Below are 21,937 nucleotides of genomic sequence, written 5' to 3'. Positions count from 1 at the left end.
CAGGTCCGTCCTCCTGATCGTGGGAGGATCGGACATGGCGGGCCAGGGCCGCGCACCCGGTCGCGCCGTCGCAGTTACAGGCGCGAGCATGAGGAGCACCGTTGAGCAGGTTGCGCTGGCTGACCGCCGGAGAGTCGCACGGCCCCGCACTGGTGGCGACGCTGGAGGGTCTTCCCGCCGGTATCCCCGTCACCACGGAGATGGTGGCGGACGCGCTCGCCAGGCGACGGCTCGGTTACGGGCGCGGCGCCCGGATGAAGTTCGAGAGGGACGAGGTCACCTTCCTCGGCGGCGTCCGGCACGGCCTGACCATGGGCTCGCCCGTCGCGGTCATGGTCGGCAACACCGAATGGCCCAAGTGGGAGCAGGTCATGTCGGCCGACCCGGTCGACCCCGAGGTGCTGGACGCGCAGGCCCGTAACGCCCCGCTGACCCGCCCCAGGCCGGGACACGCCGACCTGGCCGGGATGCAGAAGTACGGCTTCGACGAGGCCAGGCCGGTCCTGGAGCGCGCCAGCGCCCGGGAGACCGCGGCCCGTGTGGCCCTCGGTGCCGTCGCCCGCTCCTACCTCAAGGAGACCGCGGGCATCGAGATCGTCTCCCACGTCGTCGAGCTCGCCTCGGCCAAGGCGCCCTACGGCGTCCACCCGAAGCCCTCCGACGTCGGGAGGCTCGACGCCGACCCCGTGCGCTGCCTGGACACCGACGCGTCGAAGGCGATGGTCGCGGAGATCGACCAGGCCCACAAGGACGGCGACACGCTCGGCGGGGTTGTCGAGGTACTGGCGTACGGCGTCCCGGTCGGACTCGGTTCGCACGTGCACTGGGACCGCAGGCTCGACGCCCGGCTCGCCGCCGCGCTGATGGGCATCCAGGCCATCAAGGGCGTCGAGGTCGGGGACGGCTTCGACCTCGCCCGGGTGCCGGGCTCCAAGGCCCACGACGAGATCGTGGCCACCGAGGACGGGATCCGGCGCACCTCCGGCCGCGCCGGCGGCACCGAGGGCGGACTGACCACCGGTGAGCTGCTGCGCGTCCGGGCCGCGATGAAGCCGATCGCCACGGTGCCCCGCGCGCTCGCCACGGTCGACGTCGTCACCGGTGAGGCGACCAAGGCCCACCACCAGCGTTCCGACGTGTGCGCCGTTCCGGCCGCCGGGATCGTCGCCGAGGCGATGGTCGCCCTGGTGCTGGCCGACGCGGTCGCGGAGAAGTTCGGCGGCGACAGCGTCGCCGAGACCCACCGCAACGTGCAGTCGTACCTCTCCCACCTCCAGATCCGGTGAGCGGCCCCCTGATCGTCCTGGTCGGTCCGATGGGAGTGGGCAAGTCCACGGTGGGCGAGCTGCTCGCCGAACGCCTGGGCACCTCCTACCGGGACACCGACGCGGACGTCGTGACCGCGGCAGGCAAGGCGATTCCCGAGATCTTCTTCGACGAGGGCGAGGAACGCTTCCGCGCCCTCGAACGACAGGCCGTGCGGGACGCGATCGCCGGGCACACGGGCGTCCTCGCCCTCGGTGGCGGCGCCGTGCTCGACGCGGAGACCCGCGCCCTGCTCGCCGGCCGGCCGGTGGTCTACCTCTCCATGGACGTGGACGAGGCGGTCCGGAGGGTCGGTCTCAACACGGCCCGCCCCCTCCTGGCGGTCAACCCGCGACGGCAGTGGCGCGAGCTCATGGACGCGCGGCGCCCGCTCTACGAAGAGGTGGCCACCGTCACCGTCGCCACCGACGCACGCACCCCCGAAGAGGTCGCCCGGGCGATCCTCGACGCAACGGAACTGCCGGAGCGCACGGTCGACGCCGCGCCGCCCGGCCGGGAGAACACACGCATGACCGAGCAGGGCACCACGCGCATCCAGATCCCCGGCACGGCGGGCACCGACCCGTACGAGGTGCTCGTCGGCCGTCAGCTCCTCGGTGAGCTGCCGAACCTCATCGGTGACGGAGCCAAGCGGGTCGCCGTCCTGCACCCCGAGGCCCTCGCCGAGACCGGTGAGGCCGTCCGTGAGGACCTCGCCGCCCAGGGGTACGAGGCCATCGCGATCCAGCTGCCCAACGCCGAGGAGGCCAAGACCGTCGAGGTCGCCGCCTACTGCTGGAAGGCGCTCGGCCAGACCGGGTTCACCCGCACCGACGTCATCATCGGTGTCGGAGGTGGCGCCACGACCGACGTCGCGGGCTTCGTCGCCGCGTCCTGGCTGCGCGGGGTGCGCTGGATCGCCGTACCGACGACCGTGCTCGCCATGGTCGACGCGGCGGTCGGAGGCAAGACCGGCATCAACACCGCGGAGGGCAAGAACCTCGTCGGCGCCTTCCACCCGCCGACCGGTGTGCTCTGCGACCTCGCCGCGCTCGACTCGCTGCCGGTCCACGACTACGTCTCCGGCATGGCCGAGATCATCAAGGCCGGCTTCATCGCCGACCCGGTCATCCTCGACCTCGTCGAGGCCGACCCCCAGGGCGCTCGTACGCCCGCCGGACCGCACACCGCGGAGCTGATCGAGCGCTCCATCCGGGTCAAGGCCGAGGTCGTCGGCAGCGATCTCAAGGAGTCCGGCCTGAGGGAGATCCTCAACTACGGGCACACGCTGGCGCACGCCATCGAGAAGAACGAGCGCTACAAGTGGCGTCACGGCGCCGCCGTCTCGGTCGGTATGGTCTTCGCCGCCGAGCTGGGCCGCCTCGCGGGACGCCTCGACGACGCCACCGCCGACCGGCACCGCGCCGTCCTGGAGTCCGTCGGGCTGCCGCTCACCTACCGCGGCGACCAGTGGCCCAAGCTCCTGGAGAACATGAAGGTCGACAAGAAGTCCCGCGGCGACCTGCTGCGCTTCATCGTCCTGGACGGCATCGGCAGGCCCACCGTGCTGGAGGGTCCCGACCCGGCCGTCCTGCTCGCCGCCTTCGGGGAGGTCTCCGCGTGACGGCCCGCAGGGTCCTCGTGCTCAACGGACCCAACCTCGGACGGCTCGGCTCCCGCGAGCCCGACGTGTACGGGGCCACGTCCTACGCCGGCCTCGTCGACGCGTGCCAGGCCCTCGGCAAGGAGCTCGGTTTCGACGTCGAGGTCCGCGAGACCAACGACGAGGGCGAGCTGATCCGCTGGCTCCACGAGGCGGCGGACGGCTCGGTCCCGGTCGTCCTCAACCCGGGTGCCTTCACGCACTATTCGTACGGAATGCGGGACGCGGCAGCCCAGCGCACCGCCCCGCTGATCGAGGTGCACATCTCGAACCCGTACGCGCGGGAGGAGTTCCGCCACACCTCGGTGGTCGCCCCGGTGGCCACCGGCACGGTGGCGGGCTTCGGCATCGGCTCCTACCGGCTCGCCCTGCGTGCCCTGGCCGACGAACTGACGGACTGACACCGGGCACTTCGGACCTTCCCCGCCCGTTCACCGCATGGCGGCCGGGGAAGGTACGGTTGCCGTCGACCAGCGCCAGTTGCCTGTACGAGACGGAGTGCCACCGGATGCAGCACGCAGTGGGGGCCCCGCTGCCGCCGCCCCAGGGTCCAGGAGTCGGACCGTGGACGCACCAGGCCCAGCACTCAGACCATCCCGGCCCGGCGGGGCCGCCTCCCGTGCCCACGGCATCCGGGTCCGGGACGCCGCAGCCCCAGCCCCCCGCGCCGCAGCAGGCGCCCGTCCCGCCCTCCCGGGAGACGACCGGGCACATCCAGCTCCCGCCCGGCGGTCCCGTCCCGCTGCCCGCGCCGCATGCCGAACCGGGCACCGGCGCCGCGACCCTGGCCGTGCTGCTGATCGGCCCCGCCGGAGCGGGCAAGACCACGGTGGCCAAGCTCTGGGCCGGCCGCCGCAGGGTTCCCACGGCGCATGTGTCCCTGGACGACGTGCGCGAGTGGGTCTGCTCCGGCTTCGCCGACCCGCAGGCCGGATGGAACGACCACTCCGAGGCCCAGTACCGCCTCGCCCGGCGCACCTGCGGCTTCGCCGCCCGTAATTTCCTGGCCAACGGCATCTCCTGCATCCTCGACGACGCGGTCTTCCCCGACCGCCCCGTCGTCGGCCTCGGAGGCTGGAAGCGCCATGTGGGCCCGGGACTGCTGCCCGTGGTCCTCCTGCCCGGTCTGGAGGTCGTCCTGGAGCGCAACGCCGCACGCAGCGGGAATCGCAGGCTCTCCGACGAGGAGGTCGCCCGGATCCACGGCCGGATGGCCGGCTGGTACGGCTCCGGCCTGCCGATCATCGACAACTCCACCTACGACGTGGAGACGACCGCGCGCGTCCTGGACGACGTCCTGGCCCGCTCCATAGCCAGCCCCCCGGCCTGGTAGTGCCCCGCACGGTTCCCGGCCGGGTGCGCTGACCGGGCGGGGCCCGGCCCGCGCTCGTAGGCTCGGGGCATGTCAGAGGTGTACGCCGTCCGACGCGGGCTGCTGCGTGACCGGTACGCCGCCGCCGGATCCGCGGCCGCCCTGGTCTCCCGCCCCGCCAACGTCCGCTATCTCGCGGGCGGTGCCCCGCCGGGCGCCGTGCTGCTGCTGGGCCCCGGCGAGGACGTCCTGCTCTGCCCCCGCGCACCGACCGGGGACCCCGCACACGGGCGCCCCGACGACCAGCTCCGGCTGACCGTCCTTCCCGATGCCGACGGCGACCCGGTCGTAGCCGCGGCCGGACTCGCCGGCGGGCTGCACGCCGAGTCCCTGGCGGTCGAGGAACACGATCTGACCGTCTCCCGCCACCGCGCCATGAGCTCCGTGGCCCCGCGCGTGCGCCTGCGGGACCTGGGCAGCACCGTGGAGCAGCTCCGCCTGGTGAAGGACGAGGAGGAGATCGCCTGTCTGCGGATCGCCGCCGAGATCACCGACCAGGCGCTCGGCGAACTCCTCGAATCCATCCTCGTGGGCCGCACCGAACGCCACCTGGCCCTGGAGCTGGAGCGCCGGCTGGTGGACCACGGCGCGGACGGTCCGGCCTTCGCCACATCCGTGGGAACGGGCCCCAACTCGGGCCGGGGCCGCCACAGGCCCACCGACCGCAGGGTCGAGGAAGGTGATTTCCTTTCCGTCTGCCTGGGGGCGAACTACCGCGGATACCGCTGCGAGATCGGCCGGACGTTCGTCATCGGGACGAGCCCCGCGGACTGGCAGATCGAGCTCTACGACCTCGTTTTCGCCGCTCAGCGGGCCGGACGGGAGGCTCTCCTCCCCGGTGCCGCCTACCGCGAAGTGGACCGCGCGGCCCGCCATCTCCTGGACTCGGCGGGTCATTCGGAGGGCCTCCAGCCCAGCACCGGGCACGGGGTCGGACTCGAAATCGACGAGCACCCGCAGTTGGCACCGACGGCCATGGGTAAACTGGACGCTTGCGTGCCGGTCACCGTCGAACCGGGGGTCCACCTCCCGGGCCGGGGCGGTGTCCGGATCGATGACACGCTCGTCGTGCGCCCCGAGGCGGACGGCGGACCCGAGCTACTCACCATTACGACCAAGGAGCTGCTCGCGCTCTAGGAGAACTCCTCGCGGGGGACTCCGGCGCGCATCCTCGGTCGTCCACCAGCTTCAGTCCAGGAGATTCCGCAACCGTGGCTTCCACGAACGACCTCAAGAACGGCCTGGTGCTCAAGCTCGACGGAGGCCAGCTCTGGTCCGTCGTCGAGTTCCAGCACGTCAAGCCCGGCAAGGGCCCCGCCTTCGTGCGCACCAAGCTCAAGAACGTGCTCTCCGGCAAGGTCGTCGACAAGACGTTCAACGCCGGTGTGAAGGTCGAGACGGCCACCATCGACCGCCGCGACATGCAGTTCTCGTACATGGACGGCGAGTACTTCGTCTTCATGGACATGAACACGTACGACCAGCTCATGGTCGACCGCAAGGCCGTCGGCAACGCCGCCAACTTCCTGATCGAGGGTTTCACCGCCTCCGTCGCCCAGCACGAGGGCGAGGTGCTCTACGTCGAGCTGCCCGCCGCTGTCGAGCTGACCATCCAGCACACCGACCCGGGTGTGCAGGGCGACCGCTCCACCGGTGGAAGCAAGCCCGCCACCCTGGAGACCGGTTACGAGATCGGCGTCCCGCTCTTCATCACCACCGGCGAGAAGATCAAGGTCGACACCCGCACGGGCGACTACCTCGGCCGGGTGAACAGCTAACCGTGGCTGCCCGGAACAAGGCCCGCAAGCGCGCCTTCCAGATCCTCTTCGAGGCCGACCAGCGCGGTCAGTCCGTGCAGACGGTCCTCGCGGACTGGGTACGGCTCTCGCGGACCGACGACCGTCAGCCGCCGGTCGGTGAGTTCACGATGGAGCTGGTCGAGGGGTACGCGCAGTACGCGGACCGCATCGACGACCTCATCATCACCTATGCCGTGGACTGGGAGATCGACCGCATGCCGGTCGTCGACCGGAACATCCTGCGGCTCGGCGCCTACGAGCTGATCTGGATGGATTCGACTCCGGACGCCGTGGTGATCGACGAGGCCGTCCAGCTCGCCAAGGAGTTCTCCACGGACGACTCCCCGGCCTTCGTGAACGGCCTGCTGGCCCGGTTCAAGGACCTCAAGCCGAACCTCCGCCGGGAGCAGTGAACAGCCTCCGGCGGCGTTGAGCCGAACGAAGGGCCCACGGTCGAGGGGCGTTTTCCAGCGACCGTGGGCCCTTCGGCGTACCCGACCGCCGAAAGGCGGCCGGCCCGTGAAAAAAGCCGGGCCGGCGGGGGGCGTCGATGCCCCCGCCGGCCCGGCGGTACGTCTCTGTGCGGGGCTGGTCAGCCCTCGTCGTGCGCCACCGCGCGGCGAGCGTCGGCGTCCAGCACACCCCAGCTGATCAGCTGCTCCGTGAGCACGGACGGCGACTGGTCGTAGATCACGGCCAGGGTGCGCAGGTCGTCCTGGCGGATCGACAGCACCTTGCCGTTGTAGTCGCCGCGCTGGCTCTGGATCGTCGCCGCGTAACGCTGCAGCGGTCCGGCCTTCTCCGGCGGCACGTGGGCGAGGCGCTCGAGGTCGAGGACCAGCTTCGGCGGCGGCTCGGCGGCACCACCGGGGGTCGTGCCGGGCAGGAGCTCCTGTACCGGGACGCCGTAGAAGTCGGCCAGCTCGGCAAGGCGCTGCACGGTCACGGCGCGGTCGCCGCGCTCGTAGGAGCCGACCACGACGGCCTTCCAGCGACCCTGTGACTTCTCCTCCACGCCGTGGAGGGAGAGGCCCTGCTGGGTGCGGATGGCGCGGAGCTTGGCCCCGAGCTGCTTTGCGTATTCGCTGGACATAAGGCTCCCCGGACGCTGGAACATTCTGCGGCTGGGCCGCGTGGCTGGTAACTCACTGTGAGGTTACGCAGCGTTACTTGGCTGCGTCAAGCCGAAAGGGGCGGGCTGCCACCTCCTGGGGGCGGGGCCAGGGTCTCGCGCAAGCCCTGGTAACGTGGATGACGCAATTTCGACGTCCTTTAACGTCCGTCCGGTGAGGCGGAGAAGGAGGTCCGTTTCTTATGGACGCACAGCATGACCACACCGGCAATGCGGCACGCCCCGTTCTCGAGGCTCCCGACATCGCCCGGGTACTGACCCGAATCGCCCACGAGATCGTCGAACGCGCCAGGGGCGCCGACGACGTGGTGCTCCTCGGTATCCCGACACGAGGAGTCTTCCTCGCCGACCGGCTCGCCGGAAAGCTCGAAGAGATCACCGGCCGGAAGACGCCGGTCGGGTCACTCGACATCACCATGTACCGCGACGATCTGCGGATGCGTCCCGCACGTGCCATCGGACGCACCGAGATCCCCGGTGAGGGAATCGAAGGCCGTCTCGTCGTGCTGGTGGACGACGTCCTCTTCTCCGGCCGCACGATCCGCGCCGCACTCGACGCGCTCGGCGACATCGGCCGGCCACGCGCCGTGCAGCTCGCGGTCCTCGTCGACCGCGGCCACCGCGAACTCCCGATCCGCGCCGACTACGTCGGCAAGAACCTCCCCACGTCGCTGCGGGAGACGGTCAGGGTCCAGCTCGCCGAGGAGGACGGCCGCGACGCCGTGCTGCTCGGCGTCAAGCAGACCGTCCCGGCAGGCGAGCAGTAGCCGAGTCCCGTCCCGTGCGCCCCACCGGTCGCACGGCTGCTTCCGCACGCCCGCCTGCCTGATCCCTCCACCCTTCACGGAGACCCCCAGATGCTGCGCCCTCACGGGGACACCCCCCGGACACCCCGTCACCTCATCTCGGCCGCAGACCTCACCCGCGACGACGCCGTACTGATCCTCGACACCGCCGAGGAGATGGCGCGGGTCGCGGACCGGCCGATCAAGAAGCTTCCCACCCTTCGTGGACGAACGGTCGTCAACCTTTTCTTCGAGGACTCGACCCGGACACGGATCTCCTTCGAGGCCGCCGCCAAGCGGCTCTCCGCCGATGTCATCAACTTCTCCGCGAAGGGCTCGTCGGTCTCCAAGGGCGAGTCGCTCAAGGACACGGCCCTCACCCTGGAGGCCATGGGCGCCGACGCCGTCGTCATCCGGCACGGCGCCTCCGGTGCCCCGTACCGGCTCGCCACGTCGGGCTGGATCGACAGCGCGGTCGTCAACGCCGGTGACGGCACGCACGAGCACCCCACCCAGGCACTGCTCGACGCGTTCACGATGCGCCGCCGGCTGGTCGGGCCCGACGCGGGGATCGGCCGCGACCTCGAAGGCCGCCGGATCACCGTCGTCGGCGACATCCTGCACAGCCGGGTGGCCCGCTCCAACGTCCACCTGCTGCACACACTCGGCGCGCACGTCACCCTGGTGGCCCCGCCGACCCTGGTCCCGGTCGGGGTCGAGCAGTGGCCCTGCGACGTCAGCTACCGCCTCGACGACGTGCTGCCCACGTCGGACGCGGTCATGATGCTCCGTGTGCAGCGAGAGCGGATGAACGCCGCCTACTTCCCGACCGAGCGTGAGTACTCCCGCCGCTACGGCCTGGACGGCGAACGCATGGCCCGGATGCCGGAACACGCCATCGTGATGCACCCCGGCCCGATGGTCCGCGGCATGGAGATCACGGCCGAGGTCGCGGACTCCGACCGCTGCACCGCCGTCGAACAGGTCGCGAACGGCGTCTCCACCCGCATGGCCGTCCTGTACCTGCTGCTGGGCGGTTCCGAGACCGCCCTGCCGTCCGCCGCCGCCCGTACCGAGGAGAACAAGTAACCATGAGCAAGATCCTGATCCGCGGTGCGAAGATCCTCGGCGGCGAGCCGAGGGACGTCCTCATCGACGGCGAGACCGTGGCCGAGGTCGGCACCGGCATCGAGGCGGGCGACGCCACCGTGATCGACGCGGCCGGCCAGATCCTGCTGCCCGGTCTCGTCGACCTGCACACCCACCTGCGCGAGCCCGGACGCGAGGACTCCGAGACCGTCCTCACCGGGACCAAGGCGGCCGCGATCGGCGGCTTCACCGCCGTCCACGCCATGGCCAACACCTTCCCCGTCGCCGACACCGCCGGGGTCGTCGAGCAGGTCTGGCGGCTCGGCAAGGAGTCCGGCTACTGCGACGTGCAGCCCGTCGGCGCCGTCACCGTCGGCCTGGAGGGCAAGCAGCTCGCCGAGCTCGGCGCCATGCACGACTCCGCCGCCGGTGTGAAGGTCTTCTCCGACGACGGCAAGTGCGTCGACGACGCCGTGATCATGCGCCGCGCGCTGGAGTACGTGAAGGCCTTCGACGGTGTCGTGGCCCAGCACGCCCAGGAGCCCCGCCTCACCGAGGGCGCCCAGATGAACGAGGGCGTCGTCTCGGCCGAGCTCGGTCTCGGCGGCTGGCCCGCCGTCGCCGAGGAGTCGGTCATCGCCCGCGACGTGCTCCTCGCCGCCCACGTCGGCTCACGGGTGCACATCTGCCACCTGTCGACGGCCGGCTCCGTGGAGATCGTGCGCTGGGCCAAGTCCAAGGGCTGGAACGTCACCGCCGAGGTCACCCCGCACCACCTCCTGCTCACCGACGAGCTCGTACGGACCTACGACCCGGTCTACAAGGTGAACCCGCCGCTGCGCACCGAGGCCGACGTCACCGCCCTGCGCGAGGCGCTCGCCGACGGGACCATCGACTGCGTGGCCACCGACCACGCCCCGCACCCGCACGAGGACAAGGACTGCGAGTGGGCCGCCGCCGCCATGGGGATGGTGGGCCTGGAGACCGCGCTCTCCGTGGTCCAGCAGACGATGGTGGACACCGGGCTCCTCGACTGGGCGGGCGTCGCCGACCGCATGTCGCTGCGCCCCGCGGCCATCGGCAGGCTGGAAGGACACGGCCGGCCCGTCTCGGCGGGTGAGCCCGCCAACCTCACCCTGGTCGATCCGGCATACCGTGGAACTGTGGACCCCGCGGGCTTCGCCTCCCGCAGCCGCAACACCCCCTACAAGGGTCGTGAGCTGCCGGGCCGAGTGACCCACACCTTCCTGCGGGGCCGTGCCACGGTCGTCGACGGGAAGCTCGCGTGACAACTCTCAACTCCCTGTACCTACTGGCCGCCGAGCAGAAGTCGGCCGACGTGACGGACTGGTCCGCCCGCATCAGCTGGGTCGTCGGACTGCTCGTCTTCATCGCCTTCGTCTACTGGCTGATGCGCCAGGGATGGAAGTGGCGCGGAAGCCTCCAGTCCGGACTCCCGGAGCTCCCCGCCACCCCGGAGGGGTTCACGGACGGCGAGACCCTGCTCACACTGACCGGCCGCTACCACGCCTCGACCACAGCCGGGCAGTGGCTCGACCGGATCGTCGCCCACGGCCTGGGCACCCGCAGCCGCGTCGAGCTGACCCTCAACGGGCAGGGCCTCGACGTCGTACGCCCCGGGGCGGCCGACTTCTTCGTACCGGCCGCCTCACTGCGCGAGGCCAGGCTCGACAAGGCGCTCGCCGGCAAGGTCCTGCCCGAGGGCGGCCTGCTGGTCATCACCTGGGCGCACGGCGACCAGCTGATCGACTCGGGTTTCCGCTCCGACCACGCCGCGGAGCACCAGGCGTGGGTCGACGCGGTCAACCACCTCGCCGGTACGGCCGGCGACCACCTCACCAGCACCACCACCAGCCCGACGGAAGGCACCGCACGATGACGATCTCCACCCGGGGAGCCGGAAAGGCTCCCGCCGTACTCGTCCTGGAGGACGGCCGCTCCTTCCGCGGCCGCGCCTACGGGGCCGTGGGGGAGACCTTCGGCGAGGCGGTGTTCTCCACCGGTATGACCGGCTACCAGGAAACGCTCACCGACCCCTCGTACCACCGCCAGGTCGTCGTCATGACCGCCCCGCACGTCGGGAACACCGGCGTGAACGACGAGGACCCCGAGTCGAAGCGGATCTGGGTCTCCGGCTACGTCGTGCGCGACCCCGCCCGGGTTCCCTCCAACTGGCGCTCCCGCCGCTCGCTGGACGAGGAGCTCGCGAGCCAGGGCGTCGTCGGCATCAGCGGCATCGACACCCGCGCGCTCACCCGCCACCTGCGCGAGCGCGGCGCGATGCGCGTCGGCATCTTCTCCGGGAACGCCCTCGAGGACGAGGGCGTACTGCTCGCCAAGGTGCGCCAGACCGCCGAGATGGCCGGTGCCGACCTCGCTGCCGAGGTCGCCACCAAGGAGACGTACGTCGTCCCCGCGGTCGGCACCAGGAAGTACACCGTCGCGGCGATCGACCTCGGCATCAAGGGCATGACCCCGCACCGCATGGCCGAGCGCGGCATCGAGGTGCACGTGCTGCCCGCGACCGCCACCCTGGAGGAGGTGTACGCGGTGAAGCCCGACGGCGTGTTCTTCTCCAACGGCCCCGGCGACCCGTCCACCGCCGACCACCCCGTCGCCCTCATGAAGGGTGTCCTGGAGCGGAAGACCCCGCTCTTCGGCATCTGCTTCGGCAACCAGATCCTCGGCCGCTCGCTCGGCTTCGGCACCTACAAGCTGAAGTACGGCCACCGGGGCATCAACCAGCCCGTGCAGGACCGCACGACCGGCAAGGTCGAGGTCACCGCGCACAACCACGGCTTCGCCGTCGACGCCCCGCTCGACAAGGTCTCCGACACCGAGTTCGGCCGCGCCGAGGTCTCCCACGTGTGCCTGAACGATCAGGTGGTCGAGGGGCTCCAGTTGCTCGACCAGCCGGCGTTCAGCGTCCAGTACCATCCCGAAGCAGCCGCGGGCCCGCACGACGCCGCATACCTTTTCGACCGTTTCGTCACCCTGATGGAGGGCCAGCGTGCCTAAGCGCTCCGATATCCAGTCCGTCCTGGTCATCGGCTCCGGCCCGATCGTCATCGGGCAGGCCGCAGAGTTCGACTACTCCGGTACCCAGGCATGCCGCGTGCTCAAGGCCGAGGGGCTGCGCGTCATCCTGGTGAACTCCAACCCGGCGACGATCATGACCGACCCGGAGATCGCCGACGCCACGTATGTCGAGCCGATCACCCCCGAGTTCGTCGAGAAGATCATCGCCAAGGAGCGCCCCGACGCCCTGCTCCCGACCCTGGGCGGCCAGACCGCGCTCAACACCGCGATCTCCATGCACGAGAACGGTGTCCTGGAGAAGTACGGTGTCGAGCTCATCGGCGCCAACGTCGAGGCCATCAACAAGGGCGAGGACCGCGACCTCTTCAAGGGAGTCGTCGAGGCCGTCAAGGCGAAGATCGGGCACGGCGAGTCCGCCCGCTCCGTCATCTGCCACACCATGGACGACGTCATCGCCGGCGTCGGCACCCTCGGCGGCTACCCCGTCGTCGTCCGGCCCTCCTTCACCATGGGCGGTGCCGGTTCCGGCTTCGCCCACGACGAGGAGGAACTGCGCCGCATCGCCGGGCAGGGCCTCACGCTCTCGCCCACCACCGAGGTGCTCCTGGAGGAGTCCATCCTCGGCTGGAAGGAGTACGAGCTGGAGCTGATGCGCGACAGGAACGACAACGTCGTGGTGGTCTGCTCCATCGAGAACTTCGACCCGATGGGCGTCCACACCGGCGACTCCATCACGGTCGCCCCGTCCATGACGCTCACCGACCGTGAGTACCAGCGGCTGCGTGACATCGGCATCGCGATCATCCGTGAGGTCGGCGTCGACACCGGCGGCTGCAACATCCAGTTCGCGATCGATCCGGCCGACGGCCGCATCATCGTGATCGAGATGAACCCGCGCGTCTCCCGCTCCTCGGCGCTCGCCTCGAAGGCCACCGGATTCCCGATCGCGAAGATCGCCGCCAAGCTGGCCGTCGGTTACACGCTCGACGAGATCCCCAACGACATCACCGAGAAGACACCGGCCTCCTTCGAGCCGACGCTCGACTACGTCGTCGTCAAGGCCCCGCGCTTCGCCTTCGAGAAGTTCCCGTCCGCCGACTCCACCCTCACCACCACCATGAAGTCGGTGGGCGAGGCCATGGCGATCGGCCGAAACTTCACCGAGGCCCTGCAGAAGGCCCTGCGCTCCCTGGAGAAGAAGGGCTCGCAGTTCGCCTTCACCGGCGAGACCGGCGACAAGGCAGAGCTGCTGGCCGAGGCGGGCCGCCCCACGGACGGCCGCATCAACACCGTGATGCAGGCGATCCGCGCCGGCGCCACCCAGGAAGAGGTCTTCGACGCCACGAAGATAGACCCCTGGTTCGTCGACCAGCTCTTCCTGATCAAGGAGATCGCCGACGAGCTGGCCGCGGCCGAGCGGCTGGACACCGACCTGCTCGCCGAGGCCAAGCGGCACGGCTTCTCCGACGCCCAGATCGGCGAGATCCGCGGCCTGCGCGAGGACGTCGTGCGCGAGGTCCGGCACGCGCTCGGGATCCGCCCGGTCTACAAGACGGTGGACACCTGCGCGGCGGAGTTCGCCGCGAGGACGCCGTACTTCTACTCCAGTTACGACGAGGAGACCGAGGTCGCGCCCCGCACCAGGCCCGCGGTGATCATCCTCGGCTCCGGTCCGAACCGCATCGGCCAGGGCATCGAGTTCGACTACTCCTGTGTCCACGCCTCCTTCGCACTCAGCGACGCCGGCTACGAGACCGTGATGGTCAACTGCAACCCGGAGACCGTCTCCACCGACTACGACACCTCCGACCGCCTGTACTTCGAGCCGCTCACGCTCGAGGACGTGCTGGAGATCGTGCACGCGGAGACCCTCGCGGGCCCGGTGGCCGGCGTCATCGTCCAGCTCGGCGGCCAGACCCCGCTCGGCCTCTCCCAGGCGCTCAAGGACAACGGCGTGCCGGTCGTCGGCACCTCCCCGGAGGCGATCCACGCCGCCGAGGACCGCGGCGCCTTCGGCCGGGTGCTCGCCGAGGCCGGGCTGCCGGCCCCCAAGCACGGCACCGCGACCACGTTCGACGAGGCCAAGGCCATCGCCGACGAGATCGGCTACCCCGTCCTCGTACGGCCCAGCTACGTGCTCGGCGGGCGCGGCATGGAGATCGTCTACGACGAGACCCGCCTCTCCTCGTACATCGCCGAGTCCACCGAGATCAGCCCCACCCGGCCGGTCCTGGTCGACCGCTTCCTCGACGACGCGATCGAGATCGACGTCGACGCGCTCTACGACGGCACCGAGCTCTACCTCGGCGGCGTCATGGAGCACATCGAGGAGGCCGGCATCCACTCCGGCGACTCCGCGTGCGCACTGCCCCCGATCACCCTCGGCGGCTACGACATCAAGCGGCTGCGGGCCTCGACCGAGGGCATCGCCAAGGGCGTCGGCGTACGCGGACTCATCAACATCCAGTTCGCGCTCTCCGGCGACATCCTCTACGTCCTCGAGGCCAACCCCCGCGCCTCGCGGACCGTCCCCTTCACCTCCAAGGCGACCGCGGTGCCGCTCGCGAAGGCCGCCGCACGCATCTCGCTGGGCGCGACCATCGCCGAACTCCGCGCGGAGGGACTGCTGCCGAAGCGGGGCGACGGCGGCACGCTGCCGCTCGACGCGCCGATCTCCGTCAAGGAGGCCGTCATGCCGTGGTCGCGCTTCCGCGACATCCACGGCCGCGGCGTCGACACCGTCCTCGGTCCGGAGATGCGCTCCACCGGTGAAGTCATGGGCATCGACTCGGTGTTCGGAACCGCGTACGCCAAGTCGCAGGCGGGCGCCTACGGTCCGCTGCCCACCAAGGGCCGCGCCTTCATCTCCGTCGCCAACCGCGACAAGCGCTCGATGATCTTCCCCGCGCGCGAACTCGTCGCCCACGGCTTCGAGCTGCTCGCCACCTCCGGAACCGCCGAGGTCCTCAAGCGCAACGGCATCAACGCCACCGTCGTGCGCAAGCTGTCCGAGGGCGAGGGCCCCGCCGGTGAGAAGACCATCGTCCAGCTGATCCACGAGGGCGCGGTCGACCTCATCGTCAACACCCCGTACGGCACGGGCGGCCGGCTCGACGGCTACGAGATCCGTACCGCCGCCGTGGCCAGGGCCGTGCCGTGCCTGACGACGGTCCAGGCGCTCGCCGCCGCCGTCCAGGGCATCGACGCGCTCAACCACGGTGGCGTCGGCGTACGTTCCCTCCAGGAACACGCCGAACATCTCACCGCGGCCCGCGACTAGGACGCTCACAGGGGGACACCGGAAACGGTGTCCCCCTCTTCATGAGGACACCAGGACACCGTGATGTACAAACTCTTCTTCCGACTGGTCTTCAAGCGGATGGACCCGGAGCAGGCCCACTACCTGGCGTTCCGTTGGATCCGCCTGGCGGCCCGCACCCCCGTACTGCGCACCTTCGCCGCAGCCGCGCTCGCCCCCCGCCACGAGGAGCTGCGCACCGAGGCCCTCGGCCTGCGGATGCACGGTCCCTTCGGGCTCGCCGCCGGTTTCGACAAGAACGCCGTCGCGATCGACGGCATGTCCATGCTCGGCTTCGACCACATCGAGATCGGCACGGTCACCGGCGAGCCGCAGCCGGGAAACCCGAAGAAGCGGCTGTTCCGCCTCGTCGAGGACCGGGCGCTGATCAACCGCATGGGCTTCAACAACGAGGGCTCCGCGGCCGTCGCCGAGCGGCTCGCCGCCCGCAATCCCGTCTTCCGCACGACCGTCGGCGTCAACATCGGCAAGACCAAGTCCGTCCCCGAGGACGAGGCCGTGGGCGACTACGTGAAGTCCACCGAGCGGCTCGCCGCCCATGCCGACTACCTCGTGGTGAACGTCTCCTCGCCCAACACGCCCGGCCTGCGCAACCTCCAGGCGACCGAGGCGCTGCGACCGCTGCTCGGCGCGGTGCGCGAGGCCGCGGACCGCACCGTCACCGACCGGCGGGTCCCGCTGCTCGTCAAGATCGCCCCGGACCTCGCAAACGAGGACGTCGACGCGGTCGCCGACCTCGCCGTCGAACTCGGCCTGGACGGCATCATCGCCACCAACACCACCATCGCCCGTGACAGCCTCGGCCTGAAGTCCCACGCCGCCCTGGTCCAGGAGACCGGCGGGCTCTCCGGAGCGCCCCTCAAGGAGCGCTCCCTGGAGGTCCTGAGCCGCCTGTACGCACGCGTGGGTACCCGGATCACCCTGGTGGGTGTCGGTGGCATCGAGAACGCCGAGGACGCCTGGCAGCGCATCCTGGCCGGCGCCACGCTCGTCCAGGGCTACAGCGCCTTCGTCTACGAGGGCCCGTTCTACGCCCGGGCGATCCACAAGGGCCTGGCCGCCCGTCTGGCCGCCTCCCCGTACGCCACCCTCGCCGAAGCCGTCGGCGCCGAGACACGGAAGGCCGTGCGGTGACCCCCGAACCCTTCGGCGCACGCCTGCGCCACGCCATGGACACCCGCGGGCCGCTCTGCGTCGGCATCGACCCGCACGCCTCGCTGCTCACCTCCTGGGGCCTGAACGACGACATCGCCGGGCTGGAGCGCTTCACCCGCACGGTCGTCGAGGCGCTGGCCGACCGGGTCGCCGTGCTCAAGCCGCAGTCCGCGTTCTTCGAGCGCTTCGGCTCGCGCGGCATCGCGGTCCTGGAGACGGCCGTCGCGGAGGCACGAGCCGCCGGCGCGCTCGTCCTCATGGACGCCAAGCGCGGCGACATCGGCTCCACGATGGGCGCCTACGCCGCCACCTACCTCGACAAGGACTCGCCGCTGTTCTCCGACGCGGTCACCGTCTCGCCGTACCTCGGCTTCGAGTCGCTGCGCCCGGCGCTCGACGCGGCCGCGGTCTCCGGCTCGGGCGTCTTCGTGCTCGCCCTCACCTCCAACCCGGAGGGCGCGGAGGTCCAGCGCGCCACCGCCGCGGACGGCCGGTCGCTGGCCCAGGTGATGCTCGACCACATGGCCGCGGAGAACGCGGGCGCGACACCGCTCGGCTCCGTCGGCGCCGTGGTCGGCGCCACGCTCGGGGACGCCGGTGTCGACCTGGCGGTCAACGGACCGCTGCTGGCTCCCGGCATCGGTGCCCAGGGCGCGACCCCCGCGGATCTGCCCCGCGTCTTCGGGGCCGCTGTGGGCAACGTCGTGCCGAGCGTGAGCCGGGGCGTGCTCCGGCACGGACCGGACGCGTCAGGGCTGCGCGAAGCCGCCGGACGGTTCGCGGACGAAGTCCGTACGGCCGTCTCGGAAAGCTGACGATGCCACGTAACAGCCTGTCGACGTAATCCTGAGCGAAAATCCGGGTTGTTATGACCTGAATGTCCGGGTCGGTTGAGGCTGACCAGGACTTTTCCGCTGTTCTCGCTGACTCAGGCGGCCTTGGCCGCTAGTCTCCGTCGAGAGCAACGAGCACAGGTTGTCCGTTGCTCACCAGGTGTGGAGCCACCAGGTTCCTCACCGGTCCGTATCCGACAGATCGACATCCGAGGTGACGTAGGCGTGGCTCTTCCGCCCCTTACCCCTGAACAGCGCGCAGCCGCGCTCGAAAAGGCCGCCGCGGCTCGCCGGGAGCGGGCCGAGGTCAAGAATCGACTCAAGCACTCCGGCGCCTCCCTCCATGAGGTCATCAAGTCGGGCCAGGAGAACGACGTCATCGGCAAGATGAAGGTCTCCGCCCTCCTGGAGTCCCTGCCGGGCGTGGGCAAGGTCCGCGCCAAGCAGATCATGGAGCGGCTCGGCATCTCCGAGAGCCGCCGGGTCCGGGGTCTTGGCTCCAACCAGATCGCATCCCTGGAGCGTGAGTTCGGCGGCAGCGCCGCCTGAGGTTCTCAGGCACTCCTGAGAACCTGGATAATCGCCCCATGGCTGCAACATCCCGGGGGACGTCCCCCGTACCCCCGGACGTACGTCCGCGGCTGACCGTGCTCTCCGGCCCCTCAGGGGTCGGCAAGAGCACGGTCGTCGCTCATATGCGCAAGGTTCACCCCGAGGTGTGGCTCTCGGTGTCCGCCACGACCCGGAAGCCCCGCCCCGGCGAGCGCAACGGCGTCCACTACTTCTTCGTCGACGACGAGGAGTTCGACAAGCTGATCGCCAACGGCGAGCTGCTGGAGTGGGCCGAGTTCGCGGGCAACCGCTACGGCACGCCCCGCCGGGCCGTGCTCGACCGCCTGGAGGCGGGCGAGCCGGTGCTGCTGGAGATCGACCTGCAGGGCGCCCGGCTGGTCCGCCAGTCGATGCCCGAGGCGCAGCTCGTCTTCCTCGCTCCGCCGGGCTGGGACGAGCTGGTGCGCCGGCTCACCGGACGCGGAACGGAGTCGCCCGACGTGATCGAGCGCCGGCTCGCGGCGGCGAAGGTCGAACTGGCCGCCGAGTCCGAGTTCGACACCACGCTCGTCAACACCTCCGTCGAGGACGTGGCCCGCGAGCTGCTAACGTTGATGCTGCAGGCTTCCGGCCTCCGCGGCACCGACGACTGACCTCACGGTCCCCGCGTTTCCGCGGACGCAGAGCATCACCACTGCGGAACCAGCATGATCAAAGATCTCTTTGATCTCTATCCCCTTCGGAAGGCAGAGAGTGTCCTCTTCCATCACCACGCCCGAGGGCATCATCAACCCGCCGATTGATGAGCTCCTCGAGGCCACCGACTCGAAGTACAGCCTTGTGATCTACGCCGCCAAGCGCGCGCGCCAGATCAACGCGTACTACTCGCAGCTCGGTGAAGGCCTCCTCGAGTACGTCGGTCCGCTCGTCGACACCCACGTGCACGAGAAGCCGCTCTCGATCGCGCTCCGCGAGATCAACGCGGGCCTGCTGACCTCCGAGGCCATCGAGGGCCCCGCGCAGTAAGCAGGAGATGCACCTTCACCACAGGCCCGGCGGCCGTTGTCCGCCGGGCCTGTGGTGTGTCCGCCCCCGGACCCGCCGGAGCGCGTCCGGGACGGTGAGGCAGCATGGGGTGCGTACGTCACGAGGCCGCACGCGAGTGCGCAGGGACACGAGTGCGGGGAGACGCAGTGGAGAAGACGAGGGTCGTCCTCGGGGTCAGCGGGGGCATCGCCGCGTACAAGGCGTGCGAGCTGCTGCGCAGGCTGACCGAGTCCGGCCACGACGTACGGGTCGTGCCGACCGACGCGTCGCTGAACTTCGTCGGGGCTGCCACCTGGTCGGCGCTCTCGGGGAACCCCGTGTCGACCGAGGTGTGGGACGGAGTGCACGAGGTGCCGCACGTCCGGATCGGCCAGGCGGCCGATCTCGTCGTCGTCGCCCCCGCCACGGCCGACATGCTCGCCAAGGCGGCCCACGGCCTCGCCGACGACCTCCTGACCAACACGCTGCTCACCGCACGCTGTCCGGTCGTCTTCGCGCCCGCGATGCACACCGAGATGTGGGAGCACCCGGCCACCCAGGAGAACGTGGCCACCCTCCGCCGTCGCGGCGCCGTCGTCATCGAGCCCGCCGTCGGCAGGCTCACCGGTGTGGACACGGGCAAGGGCAGGCTGCCGGACCCGGGGGAGATCTTCGAGGTCTGCCGACGCGTGCTGACCCGCGGTCCCGGTGCCCCCGACCTCGCCGGCCGTCACGTGGTCATCACCGCGGGCGGTACCCGTGAGCCGCTCGACCCGGTGCGCTACCTGGGCAACCGGTCCTCGGGCAAGCAGGGCTACGCCCTCGCCCGCACCGCCGTCGCACGCGGTGCCCGGGTGACGCTGATCGAGACCGGCACGGGGCTCCCCGCCCCCGCGGGCGCCGACGTCGTGCGCGCCGGGACCGCCCTCCAGCTGCGCGAGGCCGTGCTGGAGGCGGCGGCCGACGCCGATGTGGTGGTGATGGCGGCGGCGGTCGCCGACTTCCGGCCCGCCGCCTACGCGACGGGGAAGATCAAGAAGAGGGACGGCCAGGAGCCCGCCCCCGTCGAGCTCGTCCGTAATCCCGACATCCTCGCCGAGGTCGCCGCGGACCGGGCCCGGCAGGGGCAGCTCGTCGTCGGATTCGCGGCCGAGACCGACGACGTCCTGGTCAACGGCCGGGAGAAACTGCGCCGCAAGGGCTGTGATCTTCTCGTCGTGAACGAGGTGGGGGAGCGCAAGACCTTCGGCTCCGAGGAGAACGAGGCGGTGGTGCTCGGGGCCGACGGCAGCGAGACCGCTGTGCCGTACGGACCCAAGGAAGCACTCGCCGACACCGTATGGGACCTGGTGGCGGCACGTTTCCGTTAGATTGCGTAGGCGCCGCTCCGACGGGAGGATCTCACGACGACCGGCCATGTCTCGCTACCGGAAATGGGGGGATTGTCGTACTGCCGTCAACAGTGCCGCAGGTCACAGACCTCCCAAGGAGCGAGACACGTGACCCAATCACCGGAACTGACCGATAAACTGGTCGACGGAATGTGCCGGGCGCAGCTCCCGGAGTTCCATCAATGATCAGCCAGCAGCCGCTGCAACCCCAGGGAGCGATGTGTCCCGCCGTCTCTTCACCTCGGAGTCTGTCACCGAGGGCCACCCCGACAAGATCGCTGACCAGATCAGCGACACGATTCTCGACGCGCTCCTGCGTGAGGACCCCTCCTCGCGCGTCGCCGTCGAGACCCTGATCACCACTGGTCTGGTGCATGTCGCGGGTGAGGTCACGACCAAGGCCTACGCCGACATCCCCAACCTCGTGCGCAACAAGGTGCTGGAGATCGGCTACGACTCCTCCAAGAAGGGCTTCGACGGAGCCTCCTGCGGAGTCTCGGTGTCCATCGGGGCGCAGTCCCCCGACATCGCCCAGGGCGTCGACACCGCGTACGAGAAGCGGGTCGAGGGCGACGAGGACGAGCTCGACAAGCAGGGCGCGGGCGACCAGGGGCTGATGTTCGGCTACGCCTGCGACGAGACGCCCGAGCTGATGCCGCTGCCGATCTACCTGGCGCACCGGCTCTCCCGCCGGCTGTCCGAGGTTCGCAAGAACGGCACCATCCCGTACCTGCGCCCGGACGGGAAGACCCAGGTCACCATCGAGTACGACGGCGACAAGGCCGTCCGCCTCGACACGGTCGTGGTCTCCTCGCAGCACGCCTCCGACATCGACCTGGACTCGCTGCTCGCGCCCGACATCCGCGAGTTCGTCGTCGAGCACGTCCTCAACCAGCTCATCGAGGACGGCATCAAGCTGGACACCGAGGGCTACCGCCTGCTGGTGAACCCGACCGGCCGCTTCGAGATCGGCGGCCCGATGGGCGACGCGGGCCTCACCGGCCGCAAGATCATCATCGACACCTACGGCGGCATGGCCCGTCACGGCGGCGGCGCCTTCTCCGGCAAGGACCCGTCCAAGGTCGACCGCTCGGCCGCCTACGCCATGCGCTGGGTCGCGAAGAACGTCGTCGCGGCCGGGCTCGCCGCCCGCTGCGAGGTCCAGGTCGCCTACGCGATCGGCAAGGCCGAGCCGGTGGGCCTGTTCGTCGAGACCTTCGGCACGGCCGCGGTGGACACGGAGAAGATCGAGCACGCCATCGGCGAGGTCTTCGACCTCCGCCCGGCCGCGATCATCCGCGACCTCGACCTGCTCCGCCCGATCTACGCCCAGACCGCGGCGTACGGCCACTTCGGCCGCGAGCTCCCCGACTTCACCTGGGAGCGCACCGACCGCGTGGACGCGCTCCGCGAGGCGGCGGGGCTGTAGCACACCGGCAGTCCTTCACACCGGGGC

21 protein-coding genes are annotated in these 21,937 nt (G+C 70.5%); 20 read left to right on the top strand and 1 reads right to left on the bottom strand.

Annotated features, from left to right (window positions below; translation table 11 throughout):
• Positions 1-101: 101 nt before the first annotated feature.
• From aroC to nusB, 7 genes are all read left to right on the top strand, one after another.
• Positions 102-1,286: a chorismate synthase gene (aroC, locus tag ABZ441_RS06235; RefSeq protein ID WP_358968986.1), complete on the top strand. Its 1,185-nt coding sequence runs from the start codon at positions 102-104 to the stop codon at positions 1,284-1,286.
• A complete protein-coding gene (gene aroB, locus ABZ441_RS06230) occupies positions 1,283-2,929 on the top strand; it encodes a 3-dehydroquinate synthase (RefSeq protein ID WP_358968984.1) in 1,647 nt (548 codons plus the stop codon). Before aroC ends, aroB begins: the two co-directional genes overlap by 4 nt.
• Positions 2,926-3,369, top strand: coding sequence for a type II 3-dehydroquinate dehydratase (gene aroQ / locus ABZ441_RS06225; RefSeq protein ID WP_205021946.1), 444 nt, complete (start codon positions 2,926-2,928; stop codon positions 3,367-3,369). The genes aroB and aroQ overlap by 4 nt, the downstream gene beginning before the upstream one ends.
• A 107-nt stretch (positions 3,370-3,476) precedes the next feature.
• On the top strand, positions 3,477-4,301 hold the full coding sequence (locus ABZ441_RS06220; RefSeq protein WP_358968982.1) for a Pro-rich N-terminal domain-containing protein: 825 nt from the start codon (positions 3,477-3,479) through the stop codon (positions 4,299-4,301).
• A 69-nt stretch (positions 4,302-4,370) separates the two neighbouring features.
• A complete protein-coding gene (locus ABZ441_RS06215; protein ID WP_358968979.1) occupies positions 4,371-5,477 on the top strand; it encodes a M24 family metallopeptidase in 1,107 nt (368 codons plus the stop codon).
• Between the two features lie 74 nt (positions 5,478-5,551).
• Positions 5,552-6,118, top strand: a complete 567-nt coding sequence (gene efp / locus ABZ441_RS06210) for an elongation factor P (protein WP_205021949.1) — start codon at positions 5,552-5,554, stop codon at positions 6,116-6,118.
• 2 nt (positions 6,119-6,120) lie between these two features.
• Positions 6,121-6,552: a transcription antitermination factor NusB gene (gene nusB / locus ABZ441_RS06205; protein ID WP_358968977.1), complete on the top strand. Its 432-nt coding sequence runs from the start codon at positions 6,121-6,123 to the stop codon at positions 6,550-6,552.
• A 179-nt stretch (positions 6,553-6,731) separates the two neighbouring features.
• Here nusB and bldD read toward each other — a convergent pair whose 3' ends face one another.
• Positions 6,732-7,232, bottom strand: coding sequence for a transcriptional regulator BldD (bldD, locus tag ABZ441_RS06200; protein ID WP_014157378.1), 501 nt, complete (start codon positions 7,230-7,232; stop codon positions 6,732-6,734).
• 221 nt (positions 7,233-7,453) lie between these two features.
• Here bldD and pyrR point away from each other — a divergent pair, with 221 nt between their 5' ends.
• The 13 genes from pyrR to metK all read left to right on the top strand — a co-directional run bounded on the left by pyrR (position 7,454) and on the right by metK (position 21,910).
• Positions 7,454-8,038: a bifunctional pyr operon transcriptional regulator/uracil phosphoribosyltransferase PyrR gene (gene pyrR / locus ABZ441_RS06195; RefSeq protein ID WP_358968974.1), complete on the top strand. Its 585-nt coding sequence runs from the start codon at positions 7,454-7,456 to the stop codon at positions 8,036-8,038.
• Between the two features lie 90 nt (positions 8,039-8,128).
• Positions 8,129-9,145, top strand: a complete 1,017-nt coding sequence (locus ABZ441_RS06190; protein ID WP_358968972.1) for an aspartate carbamoyltransferase catalytic subunit — start codon at positions 8,129-8,131, stop codon at positions 9,143-9,145.
• A gap of 2 nt (positions 9,146-9,147) precedes the next feature.
• Positions 9,148-10,434: a dihydroorotase gene (locus ABZ441_RS06185; protein ID WP_358968970.1), complete on the top strand. Its 1,287-nt coding sequence runs from the start codon at positions 9,148-9,150 to the stop codon at positions 10,432-10,434.
• Entirely contained in the window at positions 10,431-11,045 is a 615-nt protein-coding gene (locus ABZ441_RS06180; protein ID WP_358968968.1) for a hypothetical protein, read from the top strand. Before ABZ441_RS06185 ends, ABZ441_RS06180 begins: the two co-directional genes overlap by 4 nt.
• The gene (carA, locus tag ABZ441_RS06175; protein ID WP_358968967.1) at positions 11,042-12,184 is read left to right on the top strand and encodes a glutamine-hydrolyzing carbamoyl-phosphate synthase small subunit; all 1,143 of its coding nucleotides are present in this window, start codon (positions 11,042-11,044) and stop codon (positions 12,182-12,184) included. The genes ABZ441_RS06180 and carA overlap by 4 nt, the downstream gene beginning before the upstream one ends.
• Positions 12,177-15,485 (top strand): carbamoyl-phosphate synthase large subunit, encoded by a 3,309-nt coding sequence (gene carB, locus ABZ441_RS06170; RefSeq protein WP_358968965.1) that lies wholly within the window; start codon positions 12,177-12,179, stop codon positions 15,483-15,485. Before carA ends, carB begins: the two co-directional genes overlap by 8 nt.
• A gap of 63 nt (positions 15,486-15,548) precedes the next feature.
• Positions 15,549-16,658: a quinone-dependent dihydroorotate dehydrogenase gene (locus ABZ441_RS06165; RefSeq protein WP_358968963.1), complete on the top strand. Its 1,110-nt coding sequence runs from the start codon at positions 15,549-15,551 to the stop codon at positions 16,656-16,658.
• The gene (pyrF, locus tag ABZ441_RS06160; protein ID WP_358968961.1) at positions 16,655-17,494 is read left to right on the top strand and encodes an orotidine-5'-phosphate decarboxylase; all 840 of its coding nucleotides are present in this window, start codon (positions 16,655-16,657) and stop codon (positions 17,492-17,494) included. Before ABZ441_RS06165 ends, pyrF begins: the two co-directional genes overlap by 4 nt.
• A gap of 243 nt (positions 17,495-17,737) precedes the next feature.
• The gene (locus ABZ441_RS06155) at positions 17,738-18,061 is read left to right on the top strand and encodes an integration host factor (RefSeq protein WP_018524251.1); all 324 of its coding nucleotides are present in this window, start codon (positions 17,738-17,740) and stop codon (positions 18,059-18,061) included.
• 38 nt (positions 18,062-18,099) lie between these two features.
• Positions 18,100-18,717: a guanylate kinase gene (gmk, locus tag ABZ441_RS06150; protein WP_205021959.1), complete on the top strand. Its 618-nt coding sequence runs from the start codon at positions 18,100-18,102 to the stop codon at positions 18,715-18,717.
• 100 nt (positions 18,718-18,817) lie between these two features.
• Positions 18,818-19,090 carry a DNA-directed RNA polymerase subunit omega gene (gene rpoZ / locus ABZ441_RS06145; RefSeq protein ID WP_003970369.1) on the top strand — a complete coding sequence of 91 codons (273 nt, stop codon included), beginning with the start codon at positions 18,818-18,820 and terminating at the stop codon, positions 19,088-19,090.
• A 167-nt stretch (positions 19,091-19,257) separates the two neighbouring features.
• Entirely contained in the window at positions 19,258-20,460 is a 1,203-nt protein-coding gene (gene coaBC / locus ABZ441_RS06140) for a bifunctional phosphopantothenoylcysteine decarboxylase/phosphopantothenate--cysteine ligase CoaBC (RefSeq protein WP_358968957.1), read from the top strand.
• 241 nt (positions 20,461-20,701) lie between these two features.
• The gene (gene metK / locus ABZ441_RS06135; protein ID WP_205021961.1) at positions 20,702-21,910 is read left to right on the top strand and encodes a methionine adenosyltransferase; all 1,209 of its coding nucleotides are present in this window, start codon (positions 20,702-20,704) and stop codon (positions 21,908-21,910) included.
• The last annotated feature ends 27 nt before the right edge of the window (positions 21,911-21,937 follow it).

It is taken from the genome of Streptomyces sp. NPDC005752 (assembly GCF_040630715.1).
GTDB lineage: Bacteria > Actinomycetota > Actinomycetes > Streptomycetales > Streptomycetaceae > Streptomyces.
The sequence above is the reverse complement of the archived record's forward strand: the minus strand, read 5'-3'. Positions and strand labels throughout refer to the sequence as shown.

What these genes read in the sequence shown, in the direction of transcription:
- ABZ441_RS06220 (WP_358968982.1), top strand. Translation starts at nt 3,477, where the DNA reads ATGCAGCACGCAGTGGGGGCCCCGCTGCCGCCGCCCCAGGGTCCAGGA.
- ABZ441_RS06215 (WP_358968979.1), top strand. Translation starts at nt 4,371, where the DNA reads ATGTCAGAGGTGTACGCCGTCCGACGCGGGCTGCTGCGTGACCGGTAC.
- bldD (WP_014157378.1), bottom strand. Translation starts at nt 7,232, where the DNA reads ATGTCCAGCGAATACGCAAAGCAGCTCGGGGCCAAGCTCCGCGCCATC.
- pyrR (WP_358968974.1), top strand. Translation starts at nt 7,454, where the DNA reads ATGGACGCACAGCATGACCACACCGGCAATGCGGCACGCCCCGTTCTC.
- ABZ441_RS06190 (WP_358968972.1), top strand. Translation starts at nt 8,129, where the DNA reads ATGCTGCGCCCTCACGGGGACACCCCCCGGACACCCCGTCACCTCATC.
- ABZ441_RS06185 (WP_358968970.1), top strand. Translation starts at nt 9,148, where the DNA reads ATGAGCAAGATCCTGATCCGCGGTGCGAAGATCCTCGGCGGCGAGCCG.
- carA (WP_358968967.1), top strand. Translation starts at nt 11,042, where the DNA reads ATGACGATCTCCACCCGGGGAGCCGGAAAGGCTCCCGCCGTACTCGTC.
- ABZ441_RS06165 (WP_358968963.1), top strand. Translation starts at nt 15,549, where the DNA reads ATGTACAAACTCTTCTTCCGACTGGTCTTCAAGCGGATGGACCCGGAG.
- gmk (WP_205021959.1), top strand. Translation starts at nt 18,100, where the DNA reads ATGGCTGCAACATCCCGGGGGACGTCCCCCGTACCCCCGGACGTACGT.